Raw genomic sequence first — 14888 nt, 5'->3', positions numbered from 1 at the left:
TTGTGTCGTTGAGGACAATTAATGTCAATCTAATACAATCAAGTTAGCATGTCCGACACAATCGTGGGCAAGGTTTATATTTTGGATAACAACTCACCATGTCGACACCATTACAGAAAAGAACCAAGCTCAGCCTGAATAAGCAAATTAAGCCAGCGGCAAAAGCTGGCTTACTACACAAACGTCATCTTCATAATGGTCAATACCAGTTTACTCGCCTAATCAAAGCAAATCCCAAATTAAAATCCTATGTTAAGTCTAACCCTGCCGGGCAAGATACAATTGATTTTAGTTGTGCAGAAGCCGTTTACGAATTAAATAAAGCCTTGCTCAAAGACATTTATCAAATTGACCATTGGGACATAGCGGCCAAAAATTTATGCCCACCTATACCGGGTAGAGCTGATTACATTCATTATCTAGCTGACTTGTTACCTAAACAGCAACAAAAATCAGCTCAGGTTCTAGATATAGGTACAGGTGCTAGTTGCATTTATCCAATCATAGGTGCTCGCGCTTATAATTGGAGGTTTGTAGCTTCCGATATTGCTAAAAAATCCGTTGAGAACGCGCAAAGAATTATTGAATCAAATCAAAATTTGGCTGGACTCATCCAAGTAAGATTACAATCGGATAAACAAGCTATTTTCAAAAATATGATTAAGCCGAATGAGTATTATGATCTCACCTTGTGTAATCCCCCATTTCATGACTCAAAAAAGTCTGCTGAGAAAGCAAATTTACGCAAAGTAAATAATTTAGCTAAAAACTCAGCAAAGCCAATAAAAGATTCAAAATTGAATTTCTCTGGAATGGACAACGAACTCTGGACTAAAGGTGGAGAAATTAGCTTTATCTTGCAAATGATTCAAGAAAGTATTCAATTTGCTAAACAAGTTACTTGGTTTACATGCCTTGTGTCTAAGTCATCTAATTTGCCTGCAATAAAAAAATCACTAGAAAAATTAAACTTGGCAGAATATAAAATCGTTAATATGAGCCAAGGGCAAAAACAATCTAGGTTTATTGCTTGGCGTTTTAAAAAAGGTTAAAGGTATCAGATGTTTTTTTATGGAAAAAAATCGAGAGAAATTAAAGGTAAGAAAATTACCGATCTACAGTGTAACCGCTGCAAACATTTTAATTTTACGCCAATAGGGAAATTAAACTATATTCATCTATATTGGGTGCCTAGCTTCATCAGTTCAAAACAACTTAGTTTGAGTTGTAACAACTGCCAATTAGAATTAACCGAAGCGCAAATACCAAAAGATAGGGTTAAATACATTAGAGCAGATGTATTTAAGCTACATAAAACCCTACCTATGTATTTAGGCTCTGTCATACTTTCATTAATCATATTTGCTGGGGTTTATGTCGTAGACCAAAAAAATAAACGTGAAGCCTATTTATTAAATAACCCTGAAGTAAATGATGTTTATATCGCTAATTTCACAAAATTATTCGATCACGTGAAAACCCGCTATGGCGCACTCAAAATAAAACAAATAGACCAAGAATCCATTACTTTTTATGTCAGTCAGGATAGTTTCGATAAAACCAGTAAGGTTACTAAAGAGTACAACTCAGGTAAGCTAGACAATCCAGAATATTTTAGTGATACCTTGTACGAATCGAATCAACAAAAACTACTTAACCTAAAACAAACAGACGTGATCAAATCAATCAAACGAAAAAAGCCAAGCAATTAAATTGCTTGGCTTTGCCTGTGGTTACTATAAATAAAGTTACACACCTTACCTATATAACCTGAACTATCGATAACTATAAATTACATATAATTACGTTTGCGCTTAGTGGTAATCGTCTCTATATAACCATGCCAAGTCGCAAAGCCCAATAAAGGCATTAACACTAAAAATGCTAGAAATTGCGTTGCAAAACCAATTAATACACAAACAAAGATGATTGCAGCCCAAATGCACATAACCAATTTATTAGACCAAACTGCATTAATACTGCTCAATACGGCAGTCATCAAATCAACTTTTCGTTCAACTAATATCGGTTGGGTAAAGGCACTTATCATAAACACAGCACTAGCTAATACAGCACCTATGATGGTTCCAACAGCTAAAAATGGAATCAGTTCAGACATATCATCCGAAATATAAGGTGGGTATAAAGCATGAATAATAGAAGCGATTCTGAGCCAAAAAATCATCACAACCATCAGTAAGATTGCAAAGGCCCATTCATGCACGCTGTTTCTGTGAACGGCTTTAATACTATGCCATAAGCTCGGAGTATGACCTTTTTCAAACTCCCAACTGACATCGTACAAACCAGCTGCTAAAAATGGCGCAACCAGCATAAAACAAACTATCGCAGGTGCAATCACTAGGTGATTATCCATTTGTTCAACTAAAAATGTGATACCCAGCGGCACTAATGTAAATATGATGCCGTAGAATAAAGTGACTAATGGTGCTTTGGCCAAATCAAGTAAACCCAATCTCATCCAATTAAATGGATCAGTCCAGTCTAAAGCATTACACGGTATAACTCGACCCAACTCATTATCATGTAATGCATTTTCTTCTTTTCGCATTGTATGTGACATAGCGTTCCCCTTTAAAGTGCTTCACATTTAAACTTCAATAAATGGATTATTCACAACTTTTCTATTAGCGACTAACTGAGCCTCCGGATGTGTTTTAGCTAAAGATTGAATAATCTCATCGTCTTTGTCATTTTGAGTATTTATCAATATCAATACTTTTCCTTTCGCTAATAAAGACTTAAACCTTGTGATTTTATCATTGTCTTTATTCATTCCAATCAGGCAACCAATCCAAGCAAACAAGCCTATATAAGCAAACATAACTAAGGCAAAATTACTAAAACTGCTCACCCAATCTTGTGGCTGTAACCCAGGCAATAATGCAAAAAAACACATTGCAGTTAATGCACCTAAGATAGAGCCTTTAACACCACTATTTAATATGTCTGTTTCTTCAAATACATTGGCAGAATGTAAATTTGAATCTTTAAGTTTTTTTTCATCGCTTGCCACAAAGTGAATGTCACTATGTTTTAACCCTAAGTCCATTAAATCATGATCAATCCTTTGTCCTGTCTGTAAATCATCCACTAAATATTGTAGCTGACTCATAACAACACCTCAGATACTACTTATACCAATCCATCCTAATTATTGATCAATTTTACGGGTTAAAAAGCTCGTAAACTGCGTTATGAATTTTGCTATTAGTTTACTAGTAGCGGCAATTCATGCCTTGTTAGCGCACTTTTTTTCTACGTAAAATATAGCTCAAAAATTTAGGTGAACTGGTACTACATTAAAATGGTCCTTTAGATCTTTTTACTCCAAGCATTATAAATATAGTCAAAAATTTCAAATAAACACAAAAAACACCAAATAAATTAACAAAAAATACACAATAGTTTTTTATGCTTAATAAATCAAAATATCAGACTAGAAGAGATACAATTTAAAGACGAGAAAGGTTACTATATTCATAACGTTATATTTTATTCAGGTTCATGATGTTACCAATTGTCCAATCCGATAAACTCAAACATGTTTGCTACGACATTCGAGGTCCAGTTTTAAAAGAAGCCAAAAAATTAGAAGAAGAAGGTCATAAGGTTTTAAAACTCAATATTGGAAACCCTGCCCCGTTTGGTTTTGATGCGCCAGATGACATCTTAAAAGACGTCATTAGAAACTTACCAACGGCTCAAGGTTATTGTGACTCAAAAGGGTTATATTCAGCTCGAGTTGCTGTTATGCAGTATTACCAACAAAAAAATATCCGTGGTGTCGACATCGAAGATATTTTCATTGGTAATGGTGTTAGTGAGTTAATTGTTATGGCGATGCAAGGACTCGTTAACTTTGGTGACGAAGTTCTGATCCCTAGCCCTGATTATCCACTTTGGACAGCTTCGGTCGCTTTGTCTGGCGGTAACCCAGTCCATTATGTCTGTGATGAAGCCGCTGATTGGGCGCCTGATTTAAAAGATATTGAATCAAAAGTAACTGAAAAAACCAAAGCAATCGTCATCATAAACCCGAATAATCCAACGGGTGCGGTTTACTCAGACGAATGCCTTAAAGGCATAATTGCAATTGCTAGAAAACACAATTTAGTCATATTAAGTGACGAAATTTATGACAAAGTGCTTTACGATGAAACTAAGCATAAACCCACAGCAAGCTTTGCTAATGACCTATTATTTTTAACCTTTAGTGGCTTATCAAAAAATTACCGCATCGCAGGATTTAGAGCGGGCTGGATGATGGTTAGTGGCAATAAATCGATAGCAGAATCCTATCTAGAAGGGCTTGATATGCTTGCGTCGATGCGTTTGTGTGCAAACGTACCTTGCCAACATGCAATTCAAACTGCATTGGGTGGCTACCAAAGCATAAACGAGCTCGTCGTACCTGGTGGTCGCTTATACGACCAAACTATGTATGCATGGAAACGAATTAATCAAATTGATGGCTTAAGCTGCGTACGTCCGAAAGGTGCTATGTACTTGTTCGTTAAAATTGATACTGAAAAATTTAATATCACTAACGATGTTCAATTTATTTTAGATTTTTTACGTAAAGAAAAAATATTGATGGTTCATGGTACTGGGTTTAACTGGCCAACCCATGACCACTTTAGAATTGTAACCTTACCTCATATTGAAATTTTAGAGACAGCACTCGATAAATTAGAAAACTTTTTATCTCAATATAAGCAGCTATAAATATGACTGAACAAAGCCACTTTTTTGCTTACATGTCGCGATTAAAACTCATTAATCGCTGGCCTTTAATGCGTAACACTACCACAGAGAATGTACAAGAGCATTCTTTGCAAGTGGCTATGTTAGCCCACGCTTTAGCCGTGATTAGTAACGAATACTTTTCAACCGATATTGACGCGAATAAAGTCACAACTATGGCTATTTTTCACGATGTATCCGAAGTATTAACGGGCGATTTACCTAATCCTGTCAAATACTTTAATCCGGAAATTGCTAAAGAATATAAAAAGATTGAACAAATCGCGGAAGAAAAACTCGTTAGCTTACTCCCAGCAAAACTAAAGCCAACTTATGATGAGCTTGTTTGTTCAAATAAACACGACGCCGAGCTTTATAAGATTGTAAAAGCGGCTGATATTTTAAGCGCATATTTAAAAACAATTGAAGAGTTAAACGCAGGTAATAAAGAATTTATCAATGCAAATAAAAGACTCAAAGAAACACTAGATAGCCTAAATAACCAAGCGGTTGAGTACTTTCTTGAACACTTTGTTGAAAGTTTTAGTTTAAGCTTAGATGCAATTACAGAGTAAACTTATTTATCCTGAACTCGGATTGTTTTATAAAACATAAGAATAAGTAAAGCGGCAACTAACGCCAGCAAAGCAGATAATGCAAAGGTTTGCTGGCCAACAAATTCCCAACTATAACCAGACACTACACTGCCTAAAGCTCCGCCGATACCAAAAGACAACGACATGTATAAAGCTTGTCCTTTAGCTTGCCCTTTACCTTTAAATTCAACATGAATAAATTTTTGCGCAGCGACATGAAATAAACCATAACTAAACGCATGAATGATTTGTAGTAAAAACAGCAGCGCTATATTTTCACCCCAAAGGCTAATGCCAAACCACCTAAAACTCGTTATTAGCAAGCAGAATAAAAATAAAGCTTTAAGCGAATAGCGATTTAATATTCGCCCTGCTATTAAAAAGATACCAATTTCAGCAATCACCCCAACTGATATCATAATGCCAATTTGGTAACCTGTGTAACCCAGCTCAGTTAGATAAATAGAAAAGAATCCGTAATAAGTCGCAAAGCTGAGCTGAAGTAAAAATGACGCAAACATAAATGCCATCACATTGGCTTGTTTAAGTTTAGCCAAGGTACCAGTATAAACTTGATCATCACTGGCTTCTAAATCTGCTTCGGGTAATCTAAAACTTGAAATAAAAAGCAGAGTTAATAAACCGATTGTAAACATCTCGACACTAAAGACTATGCCGTATATTTCAAAAAACCAACCAGCAATTATCACTAAGCAGATAAAACTAATACTGCCCCATATCCTGACCATACTATAGGCGGAAGCATTACCTTTCAGACAGGATTGAGCAACCGACTCTAATTGTGGCAGTGCCGCTGACCAAAAAAATGCAAAGCCGCCAAGTGCCAGCATAAGAACACTTGGTTCATGGCTAAATAAAAGGATAGAGAAAGAGATAAGTGCCAGAAAACAGCTAGATTGAATGCTACAACTTGGGCTAGATTGCAAGCCAGGCAAGTTTGCCCAAACCATAGGTCCAGCTATTCGGCCTATAGTCATTACAGCTAATACTAAACCTATCATTGAAGGCTCTAGGTTTAAATGATGAAGATATAAACCTAGATAGTGAGAAACAACCCCTAAAATAGCGAAATAAGCAAAATAGACTTGAGATAAACGCGTTTTATCTGAATTCAACTTACTTCGCATGCTTTAGTATGTTCAAATTTATTTTCGTGCAATATCAGGTGTATTAGAAACCACATCAGCATTTTGAGCTCTGTGTCTTAGTACATGATCCATAATAACAATCGCCAACATAGATTCAGCAATTGGTACAGCACGGATACCAACACAAGGATCGTGACGACCTTTAGTCACCACTTCTAAACTTTCACCATTTACATCAATAGTTTGCCCAGGAACAGAAATACTTGATGTTGGTTTAAGCGCCATACTTGCAACTATGTCCTGACCTGTAGATATACCGCCTAATACGCCACCGGCATTATTCGATAAAAATCCGTTAGGCGTCATAGTATCTCTATGCTCAGAACCTTTTTGTGTAACTGAATCAAAACCTGCGCCTACCTCAACACCTTTAACAGCATTGATGCTCATTAAGCCATAAGCGATTTCTGCATCTAATCGATCAAATACAGGCTCACCTAAACCAACAGGTACATTTTTAGCAACAACAGTGACTTTTGCACCGATTGAATCACCTTCTTTTTTCAAGTCACGCATATACTCATCTAATGCATCGAGTTTAGAAGTATCTGGGAAGAAAAATGGATTTTGGTAAATTTCATCAAAATCAACCGTTTCAGCTTTTATAGGGCCAAGCTGAGATAAATAACCTTTAACTTCAATGCCAAATTTTTGCTTTAAGAATTTTTTAGCAATCGCACCTGCAGCAACACGCATTGCTGTTTCACGAGCAGATGAACGACCGCCACCACGATAGTCTCTGAAACCATATTTTTGCTGGTAAGTATAATCCGCATGGCCAGGACGGAACATATCTTTAATATTAGAGTAATCTTTACTACGCTGATCAGTATTTTCTATAATCATACCAATCGAAGTACCTGTGGTTTTACCCTCGAAAATACCGGATAAAATTTTCACTTGGTCTGGTTCACGTCTTTGCGTGGTGTAACGTGATGTACCTGGCTTACGGCGATCTAATTCAATTTGAATTTCTTCTTCTGAAATTTCAATTCCAGGAGGACAACCATCCACAATACAACCTAATGCGATACCATGGCTTTCGCCAAACGTTGTAACGGTAAAAAGTTTACCTATAGTATTACCTGACATTTATCTGCCTCTTTCAAATCTATTACTTATTTACTAAATACGTGTTTATGCTGTTCTAATGTTGGCTTGTCTATCATGAAAACGCCATGACCGCCGCGCTCAAATTCAATCCACTTGAATGGAACTTGAGGATATTTCTGCTCTAAGTGAATATAACTATTACCCACTTCAACAATCAGTACGCCCTGCTCAGATAAGTGATCACAAGCTTGCGCTAATATGGTTTCAGTTATTTCTAACCCATCAAAACCAGAAGCCAAACCTAACTCAGGTTCGTGTCTAAATTCAGCGGGTAAATCATCCATGTCTTCTTGATCAACATAAGGTGGATTACTGACGATTAAATCGTAAACCTGCCCTTGTAGTCCAGAAAATACATCAGACTGGATTGGTGTTACTTGTTGCCATAAACCATGCTGGTCTATGTTGATTTCAGCGACTTCTAATGCATCTACTGAAATATCAGCGGCATCAACTTCGGCGTTTTCAAACGCATGTGCGCAAGCAATCGCAATACAAGCACTACCAGTACATAAATCTAAAATACGATTTACTGAACTCGGTTCAATAAACTGACTAAATTGCTTCTCAATTAATTCACCTATAGGTGATCTTGGCACCAATACACGTTCATCAACATAAAATGGTAAATCACAGAACCAACTCATATTGGTTAAATAGGCTAACGGCTTATTTTGATTAACCCTTTGTTCAACTAAATCTAATATGATTTGTTTTTCATCTAAAGTTAGTTTAGCTTGATAAACTTGGCTTAAATCATCAACTGGCAAAGAAATAGCTTGAAAAACTAGACTGCGGGCTTCATCCCAAGCATTATCGGTACCATGACCAAAATAAATATCGGCTTGGTTAAATTGAGAGACTGTCCATCTAACAAAATCGAAAATAGTGGTTAGATCTGAGCAAGCATTCTTAAGTTGTTGTTCTTCTATCATTGATTAGTCGGTGCTGAATTAAGATAATAAGCAATATTGTACACTAGAAACTAAGCAAATGACTGAAAAATCCAATCAAGATGATGAAATTGATTTATTTTATCAAGCAATTAAAGGCACTAAAAAGCTGAAGCAAGATAAAGTTGCGCCTTCTATTCAAAAACCGAAAATAAATAAAACAAATTTAGAGCTGAAAGAAGCGGCTAAAACGGCATCTTTTTATTTTTCAGATGATTTTGAGCCCTACTTTGCGGCTGACAAACCTATGCAATATGTTAGGGATAATGTTCAATCCGACTTAGCCAAACAAATCAGAAAAGGTAATTTTTATCCTGATTTAATTCTAGATCTACATGGATTAACTCAAATTAAAGCCAAACAAGAACTTGCGGCTTTAATCAATGCGGCGCTTAAGCAAAATATTGAATGTGTCTGTGTTGTTCATGGTTTAGGTATGGGTGTACTCAAACATAAAACACCTGCTTGGTTGGTTCAACATCCTAATGTAAAGGCATTTCATCAAGCGCCACTAGAATGGGGTGGTAATGGCGCTTTATTAGTTGTGCTTGATACCCAAGATTTATACTAGGCTTCTAGTTTAAGCTATATTTTGTTGTAATTGATAAGGTGAAACTATGTCGATTAAGTCACCTTTTAGTGCATCATGCTCTAGTTGAATATTGGCAATCGCCCCTGTCGCAAATAAAGGTACTTCACCAACGGCTAGTGCTTCTACTAAAAAGCAAACTAAAGGTAAATGAGAGATAACCAGTACAGATTCAACTTCGTCCGCGTAAGCTTTTATTGCAGATACAGCTAAATCACAGTCAGCTTCAGGTAATAACTCAGCAAGTTCAACAACGCTTTCGGTTGAGAGACCTTGTTTTACGAGTTCATTCCACGTTTGCTGAGTACGAATAAATGGGCTAACTAATACTAAATCAAATCTCTGATTTTGAGCGATTAACCATTGGCCTAATTTAACACACTCACCAATCCCATTAACACTTAATGGTCGGTCTGAATCAGGCATTGATAACACAGCTTCCGCGTGTCTAAGTATAGAAATTTGCATAGTGTAAACCTAAAAACAAATACAGGTTTTAAATTAACCAAACTGGCCCATTACATTAAATCTTAAAATTAAGATTAACGAAGTAAAATCTATTATACATCTAACATAAATTAGTTATCGGCAAAAATATAGCATAAATTTAAATTCATTCTGTCGAAAACGCTAAAAATGAGTAATACTTTAAATCTTAGTAACTTTTTTCTTTAACTATCAGGATATACGGTGATCAAAACCAGCCCATTGGACGAACAAGCTTATCATCATTATAAGCTAGATAACGGATTAAATGTCATCCTGATAGAAAGTCCGGCTTGTAGTAAATCAGCAGTTTCAATGTCAATTGCTGCTGGAAATTATAATGATCCCGATGATTGTCTTGGCATAGCTCATTTCTTAGAGCATATGCTGTTCTTAGGCACAGAGAAATTCCACAGTAAAGAAGATGATTTTGCTCAATTTGTTGAAAAAAGAGCTGGCCATACCAATGCTTGGACCAGTTTAGAACAAACTAACTTCTACTTTGATATCCATAATAATTTTATAACCGAAGCCGTTGAGCGATTTTCACAATTTTTTATTTGTCCCTTATTTGATCCGAAAGCGATTGAAACAGAGCAAGTTAATATTAACTCTGAATACGAGTTAAAACTAAAAGACGAAATTAGAAGACTGCATGATGTCCATAAACAAGCAGTAAACCCTAAACACCCATACTCACGCTTTACCGTTGGCAGTAAGGATACCCTAGTAGAAAAAGATGGCATCAGTTTAAAACAAAGGCTCCACCAATATTTTGATGAAAATTACACCGCAGATAAGATGAACTTATGCATACTGTCTCACCTACCTCTGCGTCACCAAAAACAGCTAGTGGATGCTTTCTTCAGTGGCATAAAAGCTGAATCAGAGACCGCTACTACTAGTTTACCGCTGCTATATCGCAGGCAAGATTTAGGGATAAAAATTCAAGTTCAAACCCTAAGGGATATCAAACGAGTTATTTTTAACTTCCCTCTACCAAGTGAAGCAAAAGATTACAAAGCCAAAAGCCTGAGCTATTTGAGCGCAATTTTTGGTCATGAATCAGAAGGCAGTTTGTTGTCTCAATTAAAACAATTGGGATTAGCGACTAGCTTAACCGCTGGTGGTGGCGTCGATAATCACATCACTCAAGATTTTAATATCAGTATTCAACTCACCCAGATGACGGACGACAACATAAATAATGTCGCCAACGTGCTATTTAATTTTATTGAGTACCTAAAACAACAAAGTTACTTAGATCATATTTACCAAGATAAAAAGCAGCTAGCCTCATTTGCATTTAATGATCTTGAAATGCATAAACCAATCGATTGGGTGAGCCAAATATCTTTAAAGATGCAACATTATGCGATTGAAGATGTGATTTGTGGTGACTACATCATGTCGGATATGAACCAAGACTGGTTAAAACAAGCTTTTAAAGCACTTGTGCCTGAAAACCTAAGGCTATCGATTCTATCTAATGCCAAAATTAATAATGCGATTTCGCCTTGGTATCATACGCCATATTCTATCTCTGAAATTAGTAAACAAGAGAAACATCTTTGGCTGACGTCTAAATACCACTTAGCATTTAAAAACCTGCAACCGAACCCTTATATCCCTAAGCAACAATTTCAAAATAAACTTGAGAAGAACAAAAGCTTAGAAAAACCAAGTATTCTCTATAAAACTGAAAATACTAAAATTTGGTATGAGAAAAACACCCAGTTCCCACAAGCTTACGGCCATATCTATGTTTCACTCGATCTTGAATCTTGCTTTACTGATATGGCAAATCAAGCCTGTATGCTCAGGTTATTTATTGAAATGTTTATGGAATCGGTACAAGCTGATAATTATCCCGCTGAAGCAGCTGGCTTGCATTATCAAATATCGGCGCATCAAGCTGGTTTAACTATACATATTTCTGGATATGCTGAAAAACAATCTGAGTTTTGTAATAAGCTACTGTTGCAACTGCTTAATAGCCAATTTTCTTTTGAACAATTTGAGCTAGCAAAAACTAAATTACTGACTAGCTGGAACAACACAAGCCATAGCAAACCGGTACAACAGCTATTTAGCATGCTGACGAATTTAGTCCAGAATAATCAATATTCTTATCCATCTTTATACAATGCTTTATCTGAAATCACCTTGGCAGAGTTTGAATATTTCAAGCAGCAATTATTTGCATCTATCAATATTGAAAGTTTTATCATAGGTTGCTGGCAAGCCGACCAAGCTATGTTGATTGGCAAAAACATCGTCAGTATTTTTGCTAATTCCAAACCCTGTCACGAATTTAATCGTTATGTTTACTTACTGCCTAAACTTCCTCAGCATGTCCATTTAAGCATAGAAACCTCAGATATTGCGGTTGTAAATTACTTTCAATCCAATAAATCGAGCGACAAAGATAAAGCTTATTACATGCTGTTAAACCAATTGTTATCTCCTATTGTATTCCAAGTATTACGTGGGCAAAAACAGCTAGGTTACATGCTAGGCTCAGCATATATGCCAGTAAATAACACTGCTGGATTAATCGTTTATGTGCAATCAAGCACCCATACAGATCTTGATATACAAACCAACATAGAAGAATTGTTATTTCATTTTTCGGAAATTTTAGAACAACTAAGCGCTGAAGAATGGCAGCAAATGAAGCAAGGCTTAATTAATCAGCTAGAAGATAAAAGCTTAAGCCTACGCGCACTTGCACAAAACAGATGGACCTCGATAGGCTTAAAAGATACTCGGTTTAATCGCCATGCAACAGTAGTTGCTGAGCTAGAATTAATTGAACTAGAGCAAATGCAGGTATTTTCAAAACAATTATTCAGAGATAATTCAGCTGGCTCACAATTGCTAATGACTGCTAGCCCGAAAGAAAATATAAAATTTATGGAAAACTACCAGAACTGTGGGTTAGATAATTTAATTGAGCTAATTAGTAACAATAAACTGAATTAACCCTTCCTTCACGAATAAGCAAAAAGTCTGTGGATTTCTTATAAAGGTAAGTCAGATTAAATTGATAAGGTTAAACTCAACCTGAAGTTTCTAACCAAAAATATTGCATATGTGGATCGAGTGATGAACGAAGCACATCCAAGGTTTTGAGGTGTGCTTCGATAATAAAAAACATAACCTATTAATTTAATTATTTTTTATGCGTGCCTGCCTAGATAGTTTTATCGTCCTGCTAGTTTTATCTCCAATCTAATTTGATTATTTAAACCATTTCCCTTGTATCATTGGGGATTGTTCTCTTTTACATATAATTCGCATCAAATTGGAAATAGAGCCGTTGGCCTTACCATGATCTAATTCGGTTAAAAAACTCTCAACAACGCTATCTTTTTCATATAAAACAATATTAAGACTCTGTTGAGCGTGATCTAAATTCTTATAATCACATTGAAAAATATAATGTAAAACACTATACAAAAACTCTGCACGTTCCTTATTTTCAGATATTACGGCGTAATCTTTTTCCGTAATTGGAACTTCAACCGTATAGTCAGCAAATCCTTTTGCTACTCGAACTAAGAGTGAATATTCTTCATTGCTATTACGAGCAATCATATCGAAATTATCAAATTTAACTTGTTCCATAATTCCCCATGTTTTAAACGTTTTCAAAATTTAGCAAAAAAGATAACGCTTTGCTAATCGCCAATAAAATAGCTGGCTAAAATTAACGATAAACGAGCAAAAGCCAGCTGTTTTTGTCCGTTTAAGTACATGAAACCTACGACCTACATCAACTTACGACCATCATAGCTACAAGATGACCATCATGGTTACAACATGACAGGCATTATTAAAAACATAAATTACAATCACTTACAATTCATATCTATTAAACTGACGTTATTTTAACGCATACCGAAAGGCTTTTCGGTAATACATCTGTAGTTTGTCATCTTGGTCAAAGTTTAAGACGAGGTAATCAAATTTAGAGGTATTAAAGTCATAATCTATTAAATAATAATAAATTCCGTCTTTATCTAAATGGTCTGGTTGAGAAAGCTTTTCTTCTATACTAGCTTTGGTTAAACCTTTAGCTAAATGCTTTTCAACCAGATCTGGGTACATTAATCTTCTGGGGTTATTATTCGTCAGGTTATCTTTGCCTTGTAGCCAAACATAGCGATTAAAACCAGCATCTGCTATTTGCTCTGTCGGGCTATCTCGCGCTTCTAAACTAGGTTTTAAGTATTCAAACCAGACATAAAAAATAATTAAGGATATGCCACCTATTGTCCAAGTTAAAATGCGTACTAATTTATAGGCTTTCAAACTCATAAAAAATCCAAGTAGCGCGCTGCATAAATTCATTTAAGCAGCGCATTTTCGAGTAGATTAACGAGAACAGCTAGGTCTTGGCTGTAAGGCTTTTATACCTTGCTCTTTGAACTTTTGAATGTGCGCACCTAGGTTATCAATTCGGGTATCTGCTGATGGGTGAGTAGACGTAAATTCAGAAGGCGCTTTACCACCGACTTTAGCCATATTACGCCACAATTGCTGCGACTCTTCTGGTTTAAAACCTGCTTTAATCAAATATTTTAACCCTATTACATCGGCTTCTGATTCGTGCGCTCGGCTAAAAGGTAATAAAAATCCATATTGAGCCGCTAAACCTAAGCCTTTTGTAGCATAAGCTTCGTATTCTGTTCCTTGTGTTGCAATTTGTGCAGCTTGCGTAGCAACGCCGGCAATTTTATTTTGTGAGGCTCTTTCATTACTATGATTGGCGATAACATGCCCTACTTCGTGACCAATAATTGCTGCAAGTTGATCGGCACTCTGAGCGACATTTAAGATACCTGTATAAACCCCAATTTTTTTACCTGGTAAAGCAAAAGCATTTACCATGTCACTGTCAAAAACCACAATTTCCCAACCTGATTGCCAATCTTTTGGAATCGTTTTTATAATTTGGTTAGATACACACTGTACATAGTTATTTAGTTTTTTATCGGTTGAGATTTTCGTTTCTTGTTTCATGGCATCAAAACTCTTGATACCCATTTGTGTCATTTGATCTTTATTGACTAACAAAACTTGTGTTCTGCCAGTTGGTGAAGTGCTAGTACAAGAGACAAGCGCTAACAAACCTAAACTCATTAATAATTTTTTCATTTTTATTCCTTTGCCATATTCACACTATTTAATACTAATCAGGATCAAATAA

At 35.9% G+C, this 14888-nt stretch carries 15 protein-coding genes; 6 read left to right on the top strand and 9 right to left on the bottom strand.

Going from position 1 to position 14888, the window contains the following annotated elements:
- Positions 1 to 98 precede the first annotated feature (98 nt).
- Both rlmF and XM47_RS10425 read left to right on the top strand, forming a co-directional pair.
- On the top strand, positions 99 to 1052 hold the full coding sequence (gene rlmF / locus XM47_RS10430) for a 23S rRNA (adenine(1618)-N(6))-methyltransferase RlmF (protein ID WP_048692298.1): 954 nt from the start codon (positions 99 to 101) through the stop codon (positions 1050 to 1052).
- Positions 1053 to 1061: 9 nt separating this feature from the next.
- Positions 1062 to 1712: a hypothetical protein gene (locus XM47_RS10425; RefSeq protein WP_048692297.1), complete on the top strand. Its 651-nt coding sequence runs from the start codon at positions 1062 to 1064 to the stop codon at positions 1710 to 1712.
- 80 nt (positions 1713 to 1792) lie between these two features.
- Here XM47_RS10425 and XM47_RS10420 read toward each other — a convergent pair whose 3' ends face one another.
- Positions 1793 to 2584, bottom strand: a complete 792-nt coding sequence (locus tag XM47_RS10420) for a DUF2189 domain-containing protein (protein ID WP_048692296.1) — start codon at positions 2582 to 2584, stop codon at positions 1793 to 1795.
- A 27-nt stretch (positions 2585 to 2611) separates the two neighbouring features.
- Positions 2612 to 3136: a hypothetical protein gene (locus XM47_RS10415; protein WP_048692294.1), complete on the bottom strand. Its 525-nt coding sequence runs from the start codon at positions 3134 to 3136 to the stop codon at positions 2612 to 2614.
- Between the two features lie 395 nt (positions 3137 to 3531).
- On the opposite strand from XM47_RS10415, the gene XM47_RS10410 reads away from it, so the two are divergent.
- Both XM47_RS10410 and yfbR read left to right on the top strand, forming a co-directional pair.
- The gene (locus XM47_RS10410) at positions 3532 to 4749 is read left to right on the top strand and encodes a pyridoxal phosphate-dependent aminotransferase (RefSeq protein ID WP_048692396.1); all 1218 of its coding nucleotides are present in this window, start codon (positions 3532 to 3534) and stop codon (positions 4747 to 4749) included.
- A 2-nt stretch (positions 4750 to 4751) separates the two neighbouring features.
- Positions 4752 to 5342 (top strand): 5'-deoxynucleotidase, encoded by a 591-nt coding sequence (yfbR, locus tag XM47_RS10405; protein WP_048692292.1) that lies wholly within the window; start codon positions 4752 to 4754, stop codon positions 5340 to 5342.
- A 2-nt stretch (positions 5343 to 5344) separates the two neighbouring features.
- On the opposite strand, the gene XM47_RS10400 is transcribed toward yfbR, so the two are convergent.
- From XM47_RS10400 to prmB, 3 genes are read right to left on the bottom strand one after another with little or no spacing between them, the layout of a single operon-like run.
- Complete coding sequence (locus XM47_RS10400; RefSeq protein ID WP_048692291.1) at positions 5345 to 6511, bottom strand: MFS transporter; 1167 nt, start codon at positions 6509 to 6511, stop codon at positions 5345 to 5347.
- Between the two features lie 18 nt (positions 6512 to 6529).
- Positions 6530 to 7624 carry a chorismate synthase gene (gene aroC, locus XM47_RS10395; RefSeq protein WP_048692289.1) on the bottom strand — a complete coding sequence of 365 codons (1095 nt, stop codon included), beginning with the start codon at positions 7622 to 7624 and terminating at the stop codon, positions 6530 to 6532.
- A 26-nt stretch (positions 7625 to 7650) separates the two neighbouring features.
- A complete protein-coding gene (gene prmB, locus XM47_RS10390) occupies positions 7651 to 8580 on the bottom strand; it encodes a 50S ribosomal protein L3 N(5)-glutamine methyltransferase (RefSeq protein WP_048692288.1) in 930 nt (309 codons plus the stop codon).
- 58 nt (positions 8581 to 8638) lie between these two features.
- Between prmB and smrB the strand changes: the two genes are divergently transcribed.
- Entirely contained in the window at positions 8639 to 9169 is a 531-nt protein-coding gene (gene smrB / locus XM47_RS10385; RefSeq protein ID WP_048692285.1) for an endonuclease SmrB, read from the top strand.
- Between the two features lie 9 nt (positions 9170 to 9178).
- Here the strand turns inward: smrB and sixA are convergent, their stop codons facing one another.
- A complete protein-coding gene (gene sixA / locus XM47_RS10380) occupies positions 9179 to 9655 on the bottom strand; it encodes a phosphohistidine phosphatase SixA (protein ID WP_048692284.1) in 477 nt (158 codons plus the stop codon).
- Positions 9656 to 9877: 222 nt separating this feature from the next.
- Between sixA and XM47_RS10375 the strand changes: the two genes are divergently transcribed.
- Positions 9878 to 12658, top strand: a complete 2781-nt coding sequence (locus XM47_RS10375; RefSeq protein ID WP_048692283.1) for an insulinase family protein — start codon at positions 9878 to 9880, stop codon at positions 12656 to 12658.
- A gap of 258 nt (positions 12659 to 12916) precedes the next feature.
- Here XM47_RS10375 and XM47_RS10370 read toward each other — a convergent pair whose 3' ends face one another.
- The 3 genes from XM47_RS10370 to XM47_RS10360 all read right to left on the bottom strand — a co-directional run bounded on the left by XM47_RS10370 (position 12917) and on the right by XM47_RS10360 (position 14836).
- On the bottom strand, positions 12917 to 13303 hold the full coding sequence (locus XM47_RS10370) for a hypothetical protein (RefSeq protein WP_048692282.1): 387 nt from the start codon (positions 13301 to 13303) through the stop codon (positions 12917 to 12919).
- A 258-nt stretch (positions 13304 to 13561) separates the two neighbouring features.
- Positions 13562 to 13996, bottom strand: coding sequence for a hypothetical protein (locus XM47_RS10365; RefSeq protein ID WP_048692280.1), 435 nt, complete (start codon positions 13994 to 13996; stop codon positions 13562 to 13564).
- Positions 13997 to 14053: 57 nt separating this feature from the next.
- Entirely contained in the window at positions 14054 to 14836 is a 783-nt protein-coding gene (locus tag XM47_RS10360; protein ID WP_048692278.1) for a M48 family metallopeptidase, read from the bottom strand.
- Positions 14837 to 14888 lie beyond the last annotated feature (52 nt).

It is taken from the genome of Catenovulum maritimum (assembly GCF_001050375.1).
GTDB classification, from domain to species: domain Bacteria; phylum Pseudomonadota; class Gammaproteobacteria; order Enterobacterales; family Alteromonadaceae; genus Catenovulum; species Catenovulum maritimum.
The sequence above is the reverse complement of the archived record's forward strand: the minus strand, read 5'-3'. Positions and strand labels throughout refer to the sequence as shown.